The organism is Idiomarina sp. OT37-5b (genome assembly GCF_002968395.1).
GTDB classification, from domain to species: domain Bacteria; phylum Pseudomonadota; class Gammaproteobacteria; order Enterobacterales; family Alteromonadaceae; genus Idiomarina; species Idiomarina aquatica.
Genome location: NZ_CP027188.1, coordinates 2264280 through 2282786, shown reverse-complemented (window position 1 = coordinate 2282786; position 18507 = coordinate 2264280). Strand labels below are relative to the sequence as shown.

At 47.8% G+C, this 18507-nt stretch carries 21 protein-coding genes and 1 riboswitch; of the genes, 14 read left to right on the top strand and 7 right to left on the bottom strand.

The window, feature by feature from the left end:
* Window positions 1-40 precede the first annotated feature (40 nt).
* A complete protein-coding gene (locus C5610_RS10825) occupies window positions 41-421 on the bottom strand; it encodes a hypothetical protein (RefSeq protein WP_105307156.1) in 381 nt (126 codons plus the stop codon).
* Window positions 422-542: 121 nt separating this feature from the next.
* On the opposite strand from C5610_RS10825, the gene C5610_RS10820 reads away from it, so the two are divergent.
* The 7 genes from C5610_RS10820 (at window position 543) to C5610_RS10790 (ending at window position 6795) form a co-directional block, all read left to right on the top strand.
* Window positions 543-1583, top strand: coding sequence for a DUF429 domain-containing protein (locus tag C5610_RS10820; protein ID WP_105307155.1), 1041 nt, complete (start codon window positions 543-545; stop codon window positions 1581-1583).
* A 431-nt stretch (window positions 1584-2014) separates the two neighbouring features.
* Window positions 2015-2368, top strand: a complete 354-nt coding sequence (locus C5610_RS13885; protein WP_105307154.1) for a TnsD family Tn7-like transposition protein — start codon at window positions 2015-2017, stop codon at window positions 2366-2368.
* A gap of 13 nt (window positions 2369-2381) precedes the next feature.
* On the top strand, window positions 2382-2534 hold the full coding sequence (locus tag C5610_RS13595; RefSeq protein ID WP_158682687.1) for a hypothetical protein: 153 nt from the start codon (window positions 2382-2384) through the stop codon (window positions 2532-2534).
* Window positions 2535-2766: 232 nt separating this feature from the next.
* Complete coding sequence (locus C5610_RS10810; protein WP_222842997.1) at window positions 2767-3714, top strand: hypothetical protein; 948 nt, start codon at window positions 2767-2769, stop codon at window positions 3712-3714.
* A 79-nt stretch (window positions 3715-3793) separates the two neighbouring features.
* Window positions 3794-4381 carry a hypothetical protein gene (locus C5610_RS10805; RefSeq protein ID WP_158682686.1) on the top strand — a complete coding sequence of 196 codons (588 nt, stop codon included), beginning with the start codon at window positions 3794-3796 and terminating at the stop codon, window positions 4379-4381.
* A gap of 656 nt (window positions 4382-5037) precedes the next feature.
* Complete coding sequence (locus C5610_RS10795; RefSeq protein WP_105307150.1) at window positions 5038-6321, top strand: AAA family ATPase; 1284 nt, start codon at window positions 5038-5040, stop codon at window positions 6319-6321.
* A complete protein-coding gene (locus C5610_RS10790) occupies window positions 6322-6795 on the top strand; it encodes a hypothetical protein (protein ID WP_105307149.1) in 474 nt (157 codons plus the stop codon).
* A 328-nt stretch (window positions 6796-7123) separates the two neighbouring features.
* Here the strand turns inward: C5610_RS10790 and C5610_RS10785 are convergent, their stop codons facing one another.
* The 6 genes from C5610_RS10785 to C5610_RS10760 all read right to left on the bottom strand — a co-directional run bounded on the left by C5610_RS10785 (window position 7124) and on the right by C5610_RS10760 (window position 11618).
* On the bottom strand, window positions 7124-7504 hold the full coding sequence (locus C5610_RS10785) for a hypothetical protein (RefSeq protein WP_105307148.1): 381 nt from the start codon (window positions 7502-7504) through the stop codon (window positions 7124-7126).
* Window positions 7491-7748: a membrane protein insertion efficiency factor YidD gene (yidD, locus tag C5610_RS10780; RefSeq protein WP_241970622.1), complete on the bottom strand. Its 258-nt coding sequence runs from the start codon at window positions 7746-7748 to the stop codon at window positions 7491-7493. The genes C5610_RS10785 and yidD overlap by 14 nt, the downstream gene beginning before the upstream one ends.
* 5 nt (window positions 7749-7753) lie before the next feature.
* Window positions 7754-7972 carry a DUF4177 domain-containing protein gene (locus C5610_RS10775; protein WP_105307146.1) on the bottom strand — a complete coding sequence of 73 codons (219 nt, stop codon included), beginning with the start codon at window positions 7970-7972 and terminating at the stop codon, window positions 7754-7756.
* An 85-nt stretch (window positions 7973-8057) separates the two neighbouring features.
* Complete coding sequence (locus C5610_RS10770) at window positions 8058-9821, bottom strand: putative bifunctional diguanylate cyclase/phosphodiesterase (RefSeq protein WP_105307145.1); 1764 nt, start codon at window positions 9819-9821, stop codon at window positions 8058-8060.
* Between the two features lie 111 nt (window positions 9822-9932).
* On the bottom strand, window positions 9933-10184 hold the full coding sequence (locus C5610_RS10765) for a TIGR03643 family protein (RefSeq protein WP_105307144.1): 252 nt from the start codon (window positions 10182-10184) through the stop codon (window positions 9933-9935).
* Window positions 10185-10238: 54 nt separating this feature from the next.
* Window positions 10239-11618, bottom strand: coding sequence for a diguanylate cyclase (locus tag C5610_RS10760; protein WP_105307143.1), 1380 nt, complete (start codon window positions 11616-11618; stop codon window positions 10239-10241).
* A gap of 172 nt (window positions 11619-11790) precedes the next feature.
* Window positions 11791-11902: riboswitch (TPP riboswitch) on the top strand.
* Window positions 11903-11989: 87 nt separating this feature from the next.
* On the opposite strand from C5610_RS10760, the gene thiC reads away from it, so the two are divergent.
* From thiC to C5610_RS10725, 7 genes are all read left to right on the top strand, one after another.
* On the top strand, window positions 11990-13672 hold the full coding sequence (gene thiC, locus C5610_RS10755; RefSeq protein WP_105307142.1) for a phosphomethylpyrimidine synthase ThiC: 1683 nt from the start codon (window positions 11990-11992) through the stop codon (window positions 13670-13672).
* Entirely contained in the window at window positions 13669-15156 is a 1488-nt protein-coding gene (gene thiE, locus C5610_RS10750) for a thiamine phosphate synthase (protein ID WP_105307141.1), read from the top strand. Before thiC ends, thiE begins: the two co-directional genes overlap by 4 nt.
* The gene (locus C5610_RS10745; protein ID WP_198678837.1) at window positions 15146-15898 is read left to right on the top strand and encodes a HesA/MoeB/ThiF family protein; all 753 of its coding nucleotides are present in this window, start codon (window positions 15146-15148) and stop codon (window positions 15896-15898) included. Before thiE ends, C5610_RS10745 begins: the two co-directional genes overlap by 11 nt.
* A complete protein-coding gene (gene thiS, locus C5610_RS10740; protein ID WP_105307140.1) occupies window positions 15888-16088 on the top strand; it encodes a sulfur carrier protein ThiS in 201 nt (66 codons plus the stop codon). The genes C5610_RS10745 and thiS overlap by 11 nt, the downstream gene beginning before the upstream one ends.
* 2 nt (window positions 16089-16090) lie before the next feature.
* Entirely contained in the window at window positions 16091-16861 is a 771-nt protein-coding gene (locus C5610_RS10735) for a thiazole synthase (RefSeq protein WP_105307139.1), read from the top strand.
* Window positions 16858-17964 (top strand): 2-iminoacetate synthase ThiH, encoded by a 1107-nt coding sequence (thiH, locus tag C5610_RS10730; protein ID WP_105307138.1) that lies wholly within the window; start codon window positions 16858-16860, stop codon window positions 17962-17964. Before C5610_RS10735 ends, thiH begins: the two co-directional genes overlap by 4 nt.
* A 78-nt stretch (window positions 17965-18042) precedes the next feature.
* Complete coding sequence (locus C5610_RS10725; protein ID WP_105307137.1) at window positions 18043-18483, top strand: PH domain-containing protein; 441 nt, start codon at window positions 18043-18045, stop codon at window positions 18481-18483.
* Window positions 18484-18507: the final 24 nt, after the last annotated feature.

The following is an 18507-nucleotide window of genomic DNA, read 5'->3' as shown; positions in this document are numbered from 1 at the left end:
CCGGCTTGAGGCCTAGTATTATTTATATCAAAAGATACTTTCAGCTAAAAACGCCAATGCTATTGAGAGCTAAACCTGCGATTGCAACCGCTAAAGCAGCTGATGAGACCCACAAAGCTATCGTGGCGGTTTGTACTGATTTATATGATAAATAGCTAAAGTAGGCATTGGCATTTAACTGCCAATGACAAGAAATATTATCGGTATTGTTATTATCTACTGTGGTATATCTCGCAAGGCTGCCATTATCTTCTGGGTCGAGACAAATATCACGCATGATCCGAGCGAGTTGATATCGGTTTAATCCATTCAGCTCTTTGCTGGCAGTCGCTGACTGCACGCTGAACGTTTCATTCTGCGACGCCTTGTCTAAAACGTATTCAACCACTCTAAGTACATCTGGGTGCTTCTTGCGTATCATTTGACCAATCCTTAGTATCAACGCATGTAAATATTATCTTGGCGATTCACGCTAGTGCGGGCGCTGTGAGGTATATTAAAAAGCCTTTCGATATCGTGCCACAAAGGTGGTTTAAACGGAAATGAATCAAATCATCAAATGTACATACCCGACGGGGAAGATATTTGTCAGTTTCTGCATAGATTCTGAAGGCGATGATTTCAGTAGCTTTGACTGGATCGCCTTTCGTAAGGATCTATCCGAATTACCAAAAATTCAGCAGTCAGACTATTGCATTCGACGTGAAGTACTCTGGGAGCAAACCGATTGTGACAAGCAGACGTTGATGAAAAAGTTCGATGAATTCATAAACCAGTATCAGTCCCACAACTCAGAGATTGGATATAACCTGCCTCAAGCTGCGTCAGACGGCTGTGGTAAACAATTGGATGGTTGGCGAGTGGGTATGGATGGGTGTAAGGCTGGATGGTTCTATATCGCCTCCTGTGACTTAGAAACAAGGTTTGGAATAGTGGTCACTGTGGCCGAGTTATTTGAGTTGTTTGATAACGTTGCTGGTGTTTTCATCGACATCCCAATTGGCCTTTATGATAGTGGCGCTCAGGCGAGAGCTTGCGACAAACTGGCTCGGCAAGCGCTTAAGTCCAGAGGCTCGACGGTTTTCCCTGCACCCGTTCGACCATGTTTGCAGGCGGTTACGTATGAAGAAGCATGTAGCATTAGTGCCGAATTAACAGGTAAAAGGCTCTCTCAACAGGCCTTTCATATCTTCAGAAAAATAAAGGAAGTCGATGAATTGTTGCAGCAGCGACCTGAACTCAAAGAGGTGGTGCGAGAGGTTCATCCAGAGCTTGGTTTTTGTATGCTCAATTCGAATGCTCCACTGTTCACAAAAAAGAAAAGTTCTGAAGGTATTGAAGAGCGACTGAGGTTGCTTGAGCAGCAAATCAAAGGAGCTCGCGAAATCTACGAACGCGCACTGACAAAATACCCACGCAAAGTTTTGGCAAGAGACGATATCGTAGATGCAATGATGTGCTTATGTATCGCCAAGGCACCATATAGCGAGCGAGGAACACTACCTGAAACGATTGATAAGGACAGTAAGGGTATTGAGATGGCCATGCACTTTTACTTGCCTTTCAAGCACCAGACTAGGTAGTGAACGCAGTAATCGCGCCGCAAAAATGATGTGATCGCATCGACACAATTATCTTCCTCAAGTACATCAAAAACACCTTTATCGGTTAAGCATTCTATAGGAGTAGTGAACTCCCCCAAAAGCTCTTTCCTATCAGAACTTCTGGTTGCTTGAGAATAGCTCAAACGGCTGTAGTTTTGTTATTGGCAGTGTAAAGATGTCCCCTGAAGTAAGTAAGCATTTTGCTCAAGAGACCGCTTTCGATGGTAACGCAGGAAATTTTTGTGAGCATAAAAGGCCTTAAGCACTGAGGTAAATAAGATTGCAGAATGATCTGACTACGAAAAAGATTATTTACTAAGCGAACATACGTTGCTAAGTCCGTTAGTTAATTGATGGTTTGGCGACAATACCTGCGTCTGCTTTCAAAGTGAAATAACGCGCGGAAAGTTGTGCAAAAAGCGATAAAGCAATATCCAACTCACTCGCGGACGCAACTTAGACAGCTTATTCAGAAAGAGTATGGGCTTTTGTATAAGTACGATAAAAAGTGGCTCATGGATACTCTGCCAGCCAATGAGAAGCGAAAATATCAAGGGCATAAGCTATGGCCGCGAAGGGATAAAGAGCTACTCCCCCAGTTGAAAGGGTTCATTCGTTTAGCTTTTCACGATAACAAAGGCGTGCCATCGCAATATGAAATCGACCAAGCACTTGGCGGACATAGCTGGTTCAACAGAGCACAAGACAAGCTGCCAATTTGCAGCCGCTTTTACCGAAGAATCACGAAGAAATTTTCACACTGAGAGGAAAAGGCAAATGTCACAGTCAGAAGAAACGAAAGTAGAGTTAAACATTGATGCCGATTTGATTAGCGCAGCTGAAGCTGAGTTAGAAAAGTTGCCCAAGACGGCAAATGAAATTATCGAAAAGGGGCTAATACAGGATCTATTTGGGCCGGGCAGTGGCTAAACAGCTCAATGAGGAAGACCAGTTACTGCTTATGGCCGGGTCTTGCAAGGTTACAGTTAAGCCATCAGCGGACGATTATTGAATTTTCGCGTATTAATTTACAGCGTTATCGATCAGCAGGAAGCTGCTTAGCGCCTTGTTCTTGCTTTGCACGGTAAAGTCTTTTAGTGTCGATTAAGAGATAGAAGCGCTAGTGCATGGGCTTCATATAATGAGCACTTAGGAGATATTAGTGTCCCAAAGCAGATCCGAACATATTCTACAGTTAGCCAAAGAACTGCTCGATGATATTGAACTAAGCAGATTATCCGCTGAGGCACTTTTGCTAAAGGCGTCACGCTTGGCTCGGTGGGTAGGTTCAGAAGAAATACAGCGCTGGATTGGCTTCGAGATGGGTGGTTATAACGGTTCAGATGCTACATCCTTAAAATTCATGGGCAAAACGGGACGCTGGACCAAGAAAGATGAAGGGAAAGGTTACTGGGGACCATTGGCTCAACATGAAGCAGCACTTGAAGCTGAGAATATTAAACTACGCTCAATGACAACGCCGGATACAGGCGGTGACTATGGTATTCGCGTAATGGATATGTATCAGAAACAACAGTTGTCAACAACGAATTATATTTCAAGGCTGAGTGGTATAAAAAGTAGGGTTCTTGCGCTACTCCATAATTTTGTAACTAATGTGTACTACGAAAAGGAGTTCGATAGTTTAAGCGAGTCAATATTCGAAAAATATAAAAGCGATATCGATACATTAATAGCAGGACATTCTGGTGAAATTCTGGAGCAAGTTCCGTCCGTTATGTCTCGACTTTCGGAAGACGCCCCCGAGTCTATTAGCCAAGCATTGACAACGGTTCGCCGAATAATCGAATCATTCGCTGACTCAATATTTCCTCCAACCGATGACACTATAAAAATGGGTGGTAATGAGGTCTCACTCGGACCCAACAGACATCAGAACCGAATAAATGCTTTTGTTTACCAGAGAGTAGAGAGTAAATCTAGAAAGGCCAAGATCCGTCAAAACCTTTCCAACCTATATGATCGGGTATCAACCGGGGTTCATAGAGACGTTACTGCCGAAGAAGCCAGATCTCTCTTTCTTAATACTTATTTACTTTTAGGTGAAGTGCTGCATATCGGAGAGGTGAAAAATGCTGAGCAAGATTGAGTTGTTGAATTTCCTTTCGCTAGGCTCTCACCCTCGGTTTTAAGCATCTCAAGCTATGTATATAACTAACAGAAGAACAGTGAAGGACTGGCAAAAAAAACGTGAATCTATAATTGGTTCAACTGACGAGTTGGAATGGAGAAAAGCGTTTAACGACTTTTTCTGGGGGCGAGTTCAGTCTCGATACTTCGAACCGATACAAAGCCTAAGAAATGACGACAGTTATCATGGCTATGGCTTTACTATAATGACTTTATTATGTTCTCTCATTGAGTTCTTAGAGTCTTGTTACGAAGGTAAGATATATCGCCAGTGCAACACAAATGAGCTAGATTTGCACGAGTACAACAGAAGCAAGCAATGCTTCATTGATTTCTTAACCAAGCGAGAACCGTTCTCCGAGAAGTTTTCAGAAGTTGAAGCAATAGATTTCTACTCGTCAGTCAGATGTGGTCTGCTTCACGAAGCATCAACAAAAAATGGATGGCGTATAAAGGGGATGTCTGATTCAGGAGTGGATATTGTCTGCATGGAAACTAAAACTGTGTATCGGGATGATTTTGAGGCCGCCATAAAAGAATATATTAAACAATACGGAGATGAGCTTGCTAGTAGTAGATGTCTTCAAGAAGCGTTCGTCCGAAAGTTTGACGCTTTGTGTGAGTGAGCAGCGTAGAGTAACTTTGTGTTGTCGAAATTAATATCTAAATTCAAACTAGCTTTAGAATATGGAATTTAAGAAAACAATGAACAAATTGACCTGTACAGGTAAAGACGCGGTCACTCGGATTTTTGATTATACTGTCACGACCAACCATCACACAAATGAATGGACTTATAAAGTACGGTCAGTTCCTCCTCCAGAATCCGGGGAGTTTTTTGAGCTAACAGTGAAAGCGATAACTGATGATGAAGTTCGCGTCATCGCTATGTACAACAACCGCGACGAGGTATATCAAGCAAAGGGCATTCCTGATGCTCTTCTTCCACTAATATCCTCAGATTTAGAAAGATCAGTATGTTCCAGTCCCACTCGAGGTATCGGAAATATCTATAGAACTCAGGACGCGGGAAAAGTTTGGGATAGGTTAGTTAAAAGTGGAAAAGCTGAATACGTAGAGGTAGACGATGTATACAGAATTTGTTATCCGTAGGACTCTTGTTATATAAAAGAGAGTTGGAGCTAAAGATAGGAAGGTATGGTCAGTTTAAACTGACCGTAAAAACGAGGTCGCACCTCTATTTTTTATAAACATACCGAGTTATATCGAGGTAGCTTTAGAAGACGATACATCTTAATTGAGAACGATAATAAGGGACGATATGAAATATATATACATGGATAATTACAGAGGTTTTACTGATACGCTTGTTCCGGTGAAAGATGTTTCCTTTTTGGTCGGTGAAAACAGCACCGGTAAAAGCTCATTCTTAAGTCTTTGCTATCTATTTTCAGAGCCAGAGTTTTGGTTCAATCCTCGAGAAGCATTCAATAACTTAGTTAATATGGGAAGCTTTTCCGACTTGGTATCGGCGAGGTCCAAAGACTCGAGTTATTTTCGAGTTGGAATTGTAAGGAATAGGAAGGACAATGATGAGAACGACTTTTACGCAATGGAATTTGGGGCGAACGAGGGTGTTCCTGAATTAAAGCGTTTCTCGTGTAAGCGAGATGACAAGGTTTTTAATGTCATATTTGACCGCTCAAGAACGAGGTTCAAAGAGCAGAAAGCTGAAGACGTTGTAGCTTCAAATGAACTCCCTGTTAAAGCAAAGGACATTATAAAATCACTATTCAGAGAAACTACTGGTTTCAAGTTATTACCTAAAGGACTTCCTCCATACCCGCCAATCCCTATATTACTATCAATTATAGAGGCCATAAACCGAGAAGATAAAGAGGTGCGGCCGTCTTTTATGCCAGCTTTTACTACTGTCGATGATTTGGTGTGGATAGCCCCAATAAGAACTAATCCTCAAAGAATTTATGATGGACTGAGGAAATCATTTACTCCCGAGGGCGAGCATACCCCATTTCTTCTGAGGCGTTCGCTTAAGACTCAGTCAAAAAAGTCGAGATTTGTTGAAAAACTATTAGCTTTCGGAGAATCATCAGGTCTATTTAAATCGATTTCGACCCATCAGTTTGGACGAAGTCCTCAAGCCCCTTTTGAAATTATGATTCAGTTTTCAGATGCTGATCTAAATATTAGTAATGTAGGGTATGGAGTTTCCCAAGTTTTACCTCTAATTGTAGAAATTTTGGCTTCATCAAAGCCCAATAAGTTTGCAATACAACAACCAGAGGTTCACCTCCACCCAAGGGCTCAAGCTGCGTTAGGAGACTTGTTCTTTGAGTTGGTTGAGGAGAGAGAGCAACAGTTTCTAATAGAGACTCATTCAGAATACCTAATAGATAGGTTCAGGTTTGCGATGTCGAAAGAAAAAAATCAGACAGAAGCAAATTTAATATTCTTTGAGCGACGAGAAAATGGCAATGAAATCCATGTGGTTAACATACAGAATAACGGGAAGTATGAGCGTGAGTTGCCAGATGGCTTTTTAGATTTCTTTATCAAAGAAGACCTATCAATGCTGGAGGTCTGAATGTGTATCGTTATTGATGTAAATGCATTGCCTAGTGTTTTCGAAGCGACGAGCAAAAACCACGAAGAATTTAAACCTGTAAAGGATTGGATATTAAGTGGCCGAGGCTATATGGTTTTAGGAGGGTCTGGTCTAAAAGATGAGTTGGCGAAAATGCGTTCATATCTTAAGCTTATTAAACGACTAAAGCAGAAAGGCCACGTTGTTAATATTGATGATGACCAAGTTGACCAACAGCAAAAGGTTGTAGCTCGAAAAACCCAAGGAACTGGCTGTGACGATCAACACCTTATTGCTCTTTTGGGAGTTTCTAGGTGCGATCTATTTTGTTCGTCGGACGCTCGTTGCTATCCATTTATAAAGGATTCTAGCTTGTATCCAAAAAATGCACGTAACGTAAAAATTTATTCTGGGGCGAGAAACAAAGAGCTACTCCAAGGTCGAAGAGTAGAAGAGCTTAGTTATGTTATCTAGAAAAGTTTAATAGATGATGGGAATTGCGATGCGCTGATTTTATCAATGGGAGTTAGTTAGAGGCCTTCCACAATTAATTCTAAATACTGTTCAAAGAAGCCCTCGGGAATAACTTAGCGGATAACCAAGATGTTTGTATGTAGTTACAGAGTACTTCAACCCATAATTTGTTATGTATGCTAAGCATGTTCACGACGTTCTATGAGTAATGTGCGCCCAGCGATTATTTTCGCTTTCGTTCTTATAGTTCCGCTCATATGATTGGAAAACGAATACATCTTTAAACGACTTATTTCCATTATTAGTCGTTTGAAAAGCCCTCTCATTATTAGAGGGCTTTTTCATCGGTGACTTCGTCCAGTATCTGTTCCATCAGTTCTAAGTTGTGTGCAAACACAATGCGCTGCGATTTAAACAATTGTGGTAATTCGATCAGCAGCACGGTCAGCAACAGAATAATACCCAGCGGCGCAAACATCGGCAGTAATAGCAGTCCGAGCAGCATCAGTACAACATTGATCATGCCACGTGTGGTTTTGCCCAGATAAAAGTGGTGTAAGCCGGCAACAAAAAAATAATTTAATACGGCATAGGTATCCGGATCTTTCAGTCGTTCACGTTCAAGCCGGTAATACTGTTTGCGTTGCTCATCGCTCAACGCCCGTATTTTTTCGCGGAGCCGGTCCTCTTCGTCTTTAAGATCTTGCATCCTGATGCGGTCCTTGTTCATGAGACCCTACAGGGTCATATGTTTTGTTGACGCAGTCGGGGTCGTTACAGCGACGAATTCTGGCCCAGCCGAGCTTAAGCCCGCGCCCGATACCATGCTGGCTGATGGCCTGGTAGGTGTATTCTGAACAGGAAGGCTCAAAATTACATTCGGTATTAAAAAACCGCCTGGAGCCCCCGCGTCGTTGGTACCAGCGAATCGCAGAAAGTAACGCCCGTTGCATCAATGTTATTTACGTCCCAGCGTTAAAATGGCCGCCTCGCGAGTCCAGAACAACCAGAAACGCTTCTGTTCGATAACCTGAAAGACCAGTTGCCAACCATTCGCAGCTTCTTCATTCAGTACCGACTCGATACGTTTTAATGGTAGACCGCTGGAGCCCAGAAGCAAGGTACCGCAACCGCCTTCGGCAACATGAATGACTTTATATTCTGTAAAATCCGACATTGTCTAATTCCCTATTTTTTAACAACTTTTATAACTTAAAGCAGGGGGAAGAGGACGTCAATCTTATCCGTTTGTCGGAGATCTCCTACTGCTTGCGGATTTTTTCAAAAAAGGCCTCGGCAGGGAGTGGATGAGAAAAATAATAACCTTGCCCGAATTCACAGCCGGTACGATGCAAGTATTGTGCTTGTTCCGGGTGTTCAATGCCTTCGGCGACTAATTTCATCTGCATACTGTTTGCCATTGCGATAATGGTTTTTATCAGTGACTCATCGTGTTGACTGCCGGGCACTCTGGCAACAAAAGAGCGATCAATCTTAAGCACGTCGGCACGTAGTCGTGTGAGGTAGGATAACGAGGAATAACCGGTCCCAAAATCATCAATCGCCCAGCGAAAGCCTTTGTCTTTGAGCGTGTTGACTTGCTTGATGTTGGTCTCCGGTGAACGCATAACCGCAGACTCGGTCAGTTCGAAAATGAGGGCATCCGGTGCGATTCCTTGCGTCAGTTCAAGCACCCGTTGACAGAAACTGCTCGACTCCAACTGCTTATTAGAGATGTTGATCGAGAGTGGGCCAGGCAGTGGCGAGCCTGCTGCCTGCCAGTCCTTAAGCTGTTTGACGGCGGCCTGGAGAACCCAGTCACCGAGTGCAGGCATAAGCCCTCGTTCTTCGGCCAGCGGAATAAACTCTGCCGGGCTGACCCAGCCTAAATCTTCATCATACCAGCGGCACAGAGCCTCGGCGCCGACAATAGCACCATCTTTTAGGGCCACTTGTGGTTGAAAGTGTAAGCTGAATTTATCGTCTCTCAGAGCGCGCAGAAAGCGATCAAATAATCGCTGCCGTTGTTTTAACGATTCCACCATCTGCTCGGCAAACAGCATCAACTTACAGTTCGCGACCTTTGCTTCGGCCAGCGCTACGGAGGCTTTGCGCAACAACTCGTTGGCATTGACGGGTAGCGGTGAAGGATCACGCTTGGCGGCACCGATACAGATATCCAGAAAGAATTCGTGCTGGCCACAGTTTATGGGTTCATAAAACCATTGATCGATCTCAGCGGCCATCGCCTCCACGCTTGCTTGCCAACGTGGATTGGGCACAATGGCAAACTCATCACTGGAAAAACGTGCAATAAAGCCACGTGACGCGATGCGCGATTGTAAACGATCAGCAACGGCATAAAGCACCGTATCGCCGGTGCTATGGCTGTGCAGGTCATTAATGTCTTTAAACCGACGCAAATCAACCAATAACACGGTGTGTACATCATTCTGGTGGCGCAGGTATTCGCGCAATTGCTGGCGATTAGGCAGGCCAGTGACTTCGTCTTCGTAGGTTAGCGTCTGGATGTGGCTCTTTTTTGACGATAACTCGAGTTCTGAACCGACCTGTGCGGCAGCGATACGGAGAATCTCGACGTTGTCGGTGTCCATAAAGGTTGCTGAAGTCGACATGGCTCCAATCAGACCAATTTTGCGGCCATCAGAGGTTACGATGGGCATCCCAAAATAACTTTCGACACCAAGATCGGCAAGCAGTAAATCGTCGGGAAATTGTTTGGCAACGCCTCGCTGATATTGACAAGGCTCACGTTCAGGGATGGTTTCACAGGGTGTTCCGGTCAACGGGTAACTGAAGTTATCTAACAGTTTACCGCGACCTGATACGGCGAGCGTTTCAGCGACATTGTCGTTGTCGGCGATACGCGCAATCATGACGTACTCAACATCGAGAATATTGGCAAGTTCGTGTGCAAGTTGAGGCAAAAAATCCTCGTAACCTGTGCGGGTCATGGCATTGGCCAGCCGGCTGAATTTTGAGTCGCGTTGTGACAGCGTCGTCATATCATTTTTATTCGCATTAAACGTGAGTCTGTTTGACTACTATACACTGCCAATTATTTTTGTAAGAAGATAGTTGTTATGGAGCTATGTTATTAAAAAAATAACATTTATTTAACGCTGTTTATATTGAGTGGGGCAGTAGCCGCGTTCGACGGCCTTTGGTCTGAGTTGACGATGTTTGGTTGTGCGCCCGTTTACACGCGCTCGCCAAAGCCGGAAACTGCCGGGTTTCAGTTGTTGGCGCATAAATTTTCGCAGCGCTTGCTCGGATAAACCAAATTGCGCTTCGATGGCTTCAAAAGGCGTGCGATCTTCCCAGGCCATTTCGATGATGCGTGACTGTTCTGCTGCTGTAAACCTCATGACGACTCCGACAAATAAGCGCTAGTAACCTTTAGTTGACCTGAAGCGGCCGCTCTATTGAGCCATCGTTAGCGATTGTTGGCTCCAGGTGGTGCGGTTTCGACCGCCTCGTTTGCTCTTATAAAGTGCTAAATCTGCTTGTTTATAAGCGCTTTTAAAGGGCTCAGCGTCACTGATCAGGGTGGCGCCAATGGATACCGTGACCGCAAGGCTTGAGCCATCGGCCAATTGAAATTTGTTGTTCTCGACACCCCGCCGAATTTTTTCCAACACACTATCGGCCTGAGCTTGATTAAGGCCGGTAATGATTAAGGCAAATTCTTCACCACCAATGCGCGTCAACGTATCGGTAGTCCGTATCAGACCGGCGATTTTTAGCGCCGTCTGCTGCAACATTTTGTCACCGATATCATGGCCAAACGTATCGTTAATGGCTTTAAAATGGTCGATATCAATGAGCGCAAAACAACAGCTCTTGCTATTGGTGTGGCGCTGCAAGGTTAACTCGTTAAAGCGTTCGGTTAAGTACAGACGATTGCTCAAGCCGGTTAAAAAGTCGGTATAAGCGAGCTTTTCCAAGCGCTTGGTTTTCGACGAGTTAATTAATATGGTTTCGATTGCCGAACAGATCAGTCCCATTAACTCAATATCCAGTTCCGAGAACGGATGTGAACGCACCTGCGGACTGGAAAAGTTGACGGTTCCCCACACTTTGCCGTTAATGGTAATTGGCAGACCCAGATAGGTTTGTAGCTGAAACTGTTGATAACAGGGATGACCGGCATAAGGCTTACTTTTGGACGCGTGCGTGGTGGCAACGACGTTTTCAGCTTCCAGAGTAATCGAACAATAGGTGTCACCCAGGTCAAAGCGTGATCCCGGCGGCACAGGGTCGTGATCGGCGTATGAAAATTTAACGGTATACAGGGTATCTTCAACCTGGCTGACGATACCGTACTGAGTGTTCAGGTAATGACATCCGAGCCTCAGCAATTCGTTAATGCGGTCGGTGGACAGGGTTTGCGTCTGTCGATTGACCACATCGTGAACAGCCCGCAAAACTTCGGCGGCACTGGCATACTCGGTGACATCATTAATGATCGCGAAAAAGCCGTTAACCCGGCCGGTTTTGTTCTCGATGTTAGGTACGTACTTTACGTCAAGCTGGAAACTGCGACCATCGACAAAGGTTACCTTGTCGGTAAAACTGACTTCTTCACCGGCAAGAACGCGCTGATGATACAGCGTGATCTGTTGATAAGATTCCGCACCAATGATTTCGCTGATGAATTTACCTTTAACTTGATGAAGCTCAAGACCAATGAAGTTTCGATAAGCCTGATTGACGTGTTGATACCGTCCTTGGTTATCTACGTAAGCCATCATCAGAGGCAGTGAATCTGCTAATTTCTTAAAGGCGCGATCGACTTTCATTACGTCCTGTTAATACCGTTTAAAATAGACGAATCGTGGCATATAGTGCCACTAAACACCATACCCATTTTGTGGTGGTTATAGGCTGTTATTGTCGCTTAATCAACCCATTTCTTCGGTTCTTAGCCTATTGGTACTTGCGCCCCTGGCGTGATTTTGTTTCACTAAAAAGGAAATCTTGTCGGAGTGCCTCGCTTATCAAACAAGCAGGCTGAGACCGCACTGCGGGATCCGTTGAACCTGATCAGGCTAATACCTGCGAAGGGAACAAGAGAGTGTCAGCTACGATGGTTCTGAACCGTCGATCGGTTGTGTCACTCCGTTCAACACTCCTGACAAGCAACTCTAACCTTAACGATTGAGAGTATGCTATGTCATCGAACCAACGTCAGTATCGGCAACAGGCCGAATCTTTTTTAAAAAACCTCAGCGGTGCTTATTTCCCAAACTCAACACGTGAGTTTCTGCATGGCTCGCGAGCCGATATTCGTGTGCCCTATCGACGCATTCATCTGAGTAAAAGTTTGCACCAGCCCTCGCCCGGAATTGCGATGCCAGATAACCCACCGCTGGACGTTTACGATACTTCCAGCGTGTACGGCGAACCTGGAGCTAACATCGACATCGAACAAGGGCTGGTCAAATTACGTCAGCGCTGGATAGCTGAACGCCAGAGTAGCCCGGAAAGAGGGGTAACCCAACTCGCGTATGCCCGCAAAGGCATTATCACTCCAGAAATGGAATACGTCGCGTTGCGGGAAAATCTTGGCCGTGAACACCTGGCAAATCCAATAACCGCCGAGTTTGTGCGTGACGAAATAGCCCAGGGTCGTGCGATTCTGCCGGCCAACGTCAATCATCCCGAATCGGAACCGATGATCATTGGTCGCAACTTTTTGGTCAAAGTAAACGCCAATATTGGCAACTCGTCCGTTAGCTCTTCGATTGAAGAAGAAGTGGAGAAACTGGTCTGGGCCACCCGCTGGGGCGCCGACACCATTATGGATTTGTCCACCGGTCGCAATATTCATCAAACCCGCGAGTGGATATTACGTAACAGCCCCGTGCCTATCGGTACGGTACCGATTTATCAGGCGCTGGAACGGGTTAACGGTATCGCTGAGAAGTTAACCTGGACAACCTTTAAGGAGGTGTTGCTGGAACAAGCAGAGCAAGGGGTTGATTACTTTACGATTCATGCGGGCGTATTGCACGACTACATTGCGCTGACGTCCCGCCGGGTCACCGGAATTGTTTCGCGTGGTGGCTCGATTATGGCGAAATGGTGCATGGCTCACCAACAGGAAAACTTTTTATACCAGCATTTTCATGAAATTTGTGCCATCTGCGCCGAGTACGATGTTTCGCTGTCACTGGGCGATGGGCTGCGCCCCGGCTCCATTGCCGACGCCAATGATGAGGCACAGTTTGCAGAACTCAGAACGTTGGGTGAGCTGACCAAAATTGCCTGGCAATACGATGTGCAAGTGATGATTGAGGGACCCGGACACGTTCCCATGCACAAAATCAAAGAGAATATGGATGAGCAGCTGAAACACTGCCATGAGGCACCGTTTTACACGCTCGGGCCGCTGACCACGGATATTGCCCCCGGCTATGATCATATTACCTCCGGCATTGGCGCGGCAATGATAGGGGCCTTTGGCTGTGCCATGTTGTGTTACGTCACACCAAAAGAGCACCTGGGCCTGCCTAACAAAGAGGATGTAAAGCAGGGGCTGATCGCCTACAAAATTGCTGCCCATGCCGCGGACTTGGCAAAAGGGCATCCCGGGGCGCAGGCGCGTGATGACGCCATGTCAAAAGCGCGTTTCGAATTCCGTTGGGACGATCAGTTTAATTTAGCGCTCGATCCGTTAACGGCGCGGGCTTATCACGATGAAACTTTGCCGCAGGAATCGAATAAAACCGCACAATTTTGTTCGATGTGCGGGCCTAAATTCTGTTCGATGAAGATTTCCCATGAAGTGCGACAGTATGGTTCACAGCGGATTAACATCAAGGTGAAAGACGCGGCAGAGGTGAGCTCATGAGCAAACCGGTGGTTTGGACCATTGCCGGCTCTGACAGCGGTGGAGGAGCCGGCATTCGGGCTGATCTGCACACCTTTGCTGATTTTGCCGTGCATGGGTGTTCCGTCATTACCGCGGTAACCGCACAAAACTCGGTGACCACGCGGGGTATCTATGGCCTCAGTAGTACAGAAATCAAAGCGCAATTAACGTGCTTACTGGATGACATGCCGCCACAGGCCATCAAAATCGGACTTATCAGTAATTCCGCGCAGTTGCAGGCGATTGCGGACTTTCTGAACCGGTGGCCGGAACGGATTGAGCGTCCCTTTGTGGTCTGGGATCCGGTGATCATCAGTACGCAGCGGGACTGTCTGTCGTCACTCACGCCCGATGAATGCCGCGCACTCATGACCGAAGTGGACGTGATGACTCCTAATACGGACGAATTAGAATGGCTGTCCGGGACAGCGGTATTTGACCAGCCATCGCTGGTGCGGGCCAGCGGTATGCTATTGGAGAGCGGCTGTAAAGCGGTGCTGGCGACAGGCGTTCACGTTAACGACGACGGCGGTCGTGTTTGCGATCACTTGTATTGCAGCGACCGTCAGCAACGCTTTTGTCATGATCACCTGAGTACCACTCATGACCATGGCACCGGTTGCACGCTGTCGGCGGCCATCGCTGCCGCAGTTGCCCATGGCTACCCGCTGGAGGACGCACTGGTGCTTGCTCATGCATACGTGCATAAGGGTTTACGCTGCGCGGAAGGGGTTGGCTCTGGGCCGGGACCCGTCGCTCACACGGGCTGGCCTACCGAATTGGAAAACTTCCCGCAAGTCTGTTGTAAGACGTTGCCGGTGAGTGATGTCCGCTTTGCGCCACTGAAGTACTCACCCGCGTTGTACCCCGTGGTGGACTCGGTTGAGTGGCTGCAACAATTACTTGATCTGGGGCTGCGGACCTTGCAATTGCGCATCAAGCGCACACCGGATAAGTCGTTAGAGCAACAAATAAAAACCGCAGTAGCCCTTGGCAGACATTACGATGCGCAAATTTTTATCAATGATCACTGGGCGTTGGCGCTTAAATACGGCGCTTTTGGGGTGCACCTTGGGCAGCAGGATCTGGCCGATGCTGATCTTAATGCCATCGCCCAGGCAGGACTGCGGTTAGGCATTTCTACCCATGGCTATACCGAAATGCTGATAGCCCTGCGCTGTCGTCCGTCTTATATCGCGTTGGGACATATCTTCCCGACCAGAACCAAGGTGATGCCGTCGCAGCCTCAGGGCACCAAGCGATTGCGGGATTATGTGGCATTGCTGTCTGCAACCGACATTCCAACGGTCGCGATTGGCGGGATTAACCTTGCTAACCTCGATGAGGTGATGGCTACCGGAGTGGATGGTGTTGCTGTGGTGACGGCTATCACTCAGGCGGAATCCGTTGAGGACGCTGTGCGGCGTCTAATGGCGCGGTTGGAGGTTCGTTGTGCTGAGTGACGAACAGTACCTTCGCTATGCCGCACAAATCGCGACGGCCACAGTTGGTGAGCATGGCCAACAGGCGTTAGCCCGGGCGCAGGTTACTGTGGTTGGGCTTGGCGGGCTTGGTTGTGCGGCCGCACATTATCTCGCCGGTGCCGGTATTGGCCGGCTCACGCTGCTCGACGCTGACGTGGTTCAACTGAGTAATTTGCAGCGACAGACGTTATACAGCACTGCGGATGTCGGACACGCGAAAGCGGATTGCGCCGCGAAACGGTTGGCTGCCGTTAACCCGACAATATCCCTGCAGGCAATGCAGCAACGAGTCACAGCAGCTAACGTCTGCCAGTTGCTTAGCGGCAGCGATCTGGTGCTGGACTGTACCGACAACCTGGCGTCCCGCTATCTCATCAATGACCAGTGTTATGCGCTGGGCATACCGCTACTGAGCGCGGCAGCCGAGGGGATGAACGGGCAGTTATTGTGTCTGCACCCACAGCACGCCCATGGTTGCTACCAATGTTTGTACCCCAGTGGTGTGCAACAGAGCGCGGCCTGTGAACGAGTGGGTGTTGTTGGCGCGGTGGTCGGCATGATGGGCACCCTGCAGGCGTTGCAGGCGGTTAAAGTACTCACCGGCACTGAAGTTGAGTGGGGCAAACTGTTTCTTTTTGACGGGCTAAACCTGAGCTGGCAGTCGCTGAATCTGCCGCGTTCAGTGCAGTGCCCGCGATGTGGAGGTAACGATGGAAATTAACGTTAACGGACGACCACTGACCGTAGTAGCCGATCTCTCGCTGCAACAATTGCTGCAGCAACAGGGCGTTAATGGCAAAGCCATTGCGGTCGCGATTAATGATGACGTGGTACACCGCGAGCAGTGGCCAACGCTCACACTTCAACCGGGTGATCGTGTCACTCTGGTTACCGTCGTCGCAGGAGGTTGAAGATGCTTAAGATTGCGGATAGGGCGTTTTCTTCAAGGCTACTGGTTGGTAGCGGTAAATATCGCAGCGCGCAGGTTATGCACGATGCGATTGCCGCCTCCGGCAGTGAGCTAATTACGTTTGCCTTAAAACGGGTTGAACTGGAACAACCGCAGGATGATTTGGTCACGCCGATACAGCAGTTGGGGCTGCAGTTGCTGCCGAATACGTCCGGCGCGAAAACTGCCGAACAGGCCGTGTTCGCGGCCAAACTGGCGCGTCAGGCGCTAGGTACTGACTGGGTGAAGCTGGAAATTCACCCTGACCCCAATTATTTACTGCCGGATCCGGTCGAAACCCTGACTGCCGCTGAACAATTGGTTAAACAGGGCTTTGTGGTGTTGCCCTACTGCGGCGCTGATCCGGTGTTGTGTAAGCGGCTGGAGGAAGCAGGTTGTGCCGCGGTGATGCCGCTGGGAGCGCCGATAGGATCGAATCGCGGTCTGATCAGTCGTGATTTTCTGCAGATAATCGTCGAGCAGGCGCAGGTGCCAGTGATCATTGACGCCGGTATCGGCGCGCCAAGTCACGCTGCCGAAGCATTAGAAATGGGGGCTGATGCCGTACTGGTCAATACGGCCATTGCCACTGCCGCGGATCCAGTGGCTATGGCCGAAGCCTTTAAACTCGCGGTACTGGCGGGTTATCAGGGGCGTCAGGCCGGGGGCCGGGCGCCAAGCATCGGGCGCGCGGAGGCTTCCAGTCCAATGACCAATTTTCTGGAGTCTCTATGAGCTTTTTTGCGCATTGGCAGAAGCTGAACTGGGATGCGTTAAGCCTGACGCTGTACAGCAAAACGGCGGCCGATGCTGAAGCCGCACTGACCAAGAAGAGACTCAGTGATGATGATTTTATGGCGTTGGTGTCGCCGGCCGCGGAGGCTTACCTTGAGCCTCTGGCGACACGGTCGCAGGAGCTTACGCGGCAACGTTTTGGCAACACTCTGAGCTTATTCATTCCCTTATATTTATCCAACCTCTGTGCCAATGAATGCAGTTACTGCGGCTTCTCGATGAGCAACCGGTTGCGACGTAAAACCTTGTCGATGGCTGAAATTGAACAGGAATGCGCGGCGATTAAAGCGAAAGGTTACGACTCGGTGCTGGTGGTAACCGGCGAACATGAACGCAAAGTTGGGCGGCAATACTTTGCGCAGGCATTACCCATCATTAAGTCGTACTTTAGTTATGTGATGTTTGAAGTACAGCCGCTGAGCCAGAAAGAATATCTTCAACTGTCATCGCTCGGCCTCAACGCTGTGATGGTTTATCAGGAAACCTATAATGCTGCTGCTTATCGCCGGCACCACCTTAGGGGCAAGAAGGCGGATATCGAATGGCGACTGAATACGCCTGATCGGCTGGGGGCTGCCGGCATTGATAAAATCGGCTTAGGCAGCCTTATTGGTCTTGCTGACTGGCGCGTGGATAGTGTGTTTACCGCCATGCATTTAAGCTACTTACAACGTCGTTACTGGCGCAGTCGTTATTCCTTGTCCTTTCCGCGGTTACGCCCGTGTGCCGGGACTCAAGTTGACACTCATGTCATCAGCGATCGTCAGTTGGTGCAGCTTATCTGTGCTTATCGATTGCGTTTTCATGACGTTGAAATGAGCTTATCAACACGCGAACAGGCTAGACTTCGTGATGGCCTGTTTAACTTAGGCGTGACCGCGGTCAGCGCTGAGTCGAAAACACAGCCGGGCGGCTATGCCAATGCCACTGCCGAGCTGGAACAGTTTCGTATCGATGACAGCCGCAGCACGTCTGAGGTGGCGGCTGCCATTCGGGCACAGGGTTTGCAGCCAGTCTGGCGAGATTGGCTATCGCAATGGTGATTTGCTGAGGCAATGGCTTGTATATTGTTTGGTATTAGTAAAAACTGGAGGAAGGTTTAGTGACAGGCAGGGAAGCAAATGGCTATAAAGTTACGTGACGATGAGCAGATTATTCATCGATCTTGGCTGAGTTATGTCATTCTCGGCGAAACGTTTTTGTTCATCGCTATTGGGCTGTTGTTCAGTGCGGTCTCCAGTTCCTATGATGATACGTTATCGATAGCCTGGCTGCTGTTCGTTATCATTGATGCGGTCAAAGTCGCTTTACGATACAGCGGTACCCGTGTGGTGGTGACCAATCAGCGGCTATTGGCCAAATACGGTGCATTGTTCCGGGAAACCGTAGTCGTAGAATGGGATGACTTAAGTTCTGTCTTCATTAATCAGGGCTTTGTCGGGCGCTGGTTTAATTATGGCACCATCACGATTAATACCAAAGGTGGACGCTATTACGCGATATCAACCATTTACCAGCCATACGAGCTGGAACAGGCGATAGCGAAAGCAAGAACGCAGTAGCGGCACGCTGTGTGATGCGAGGCG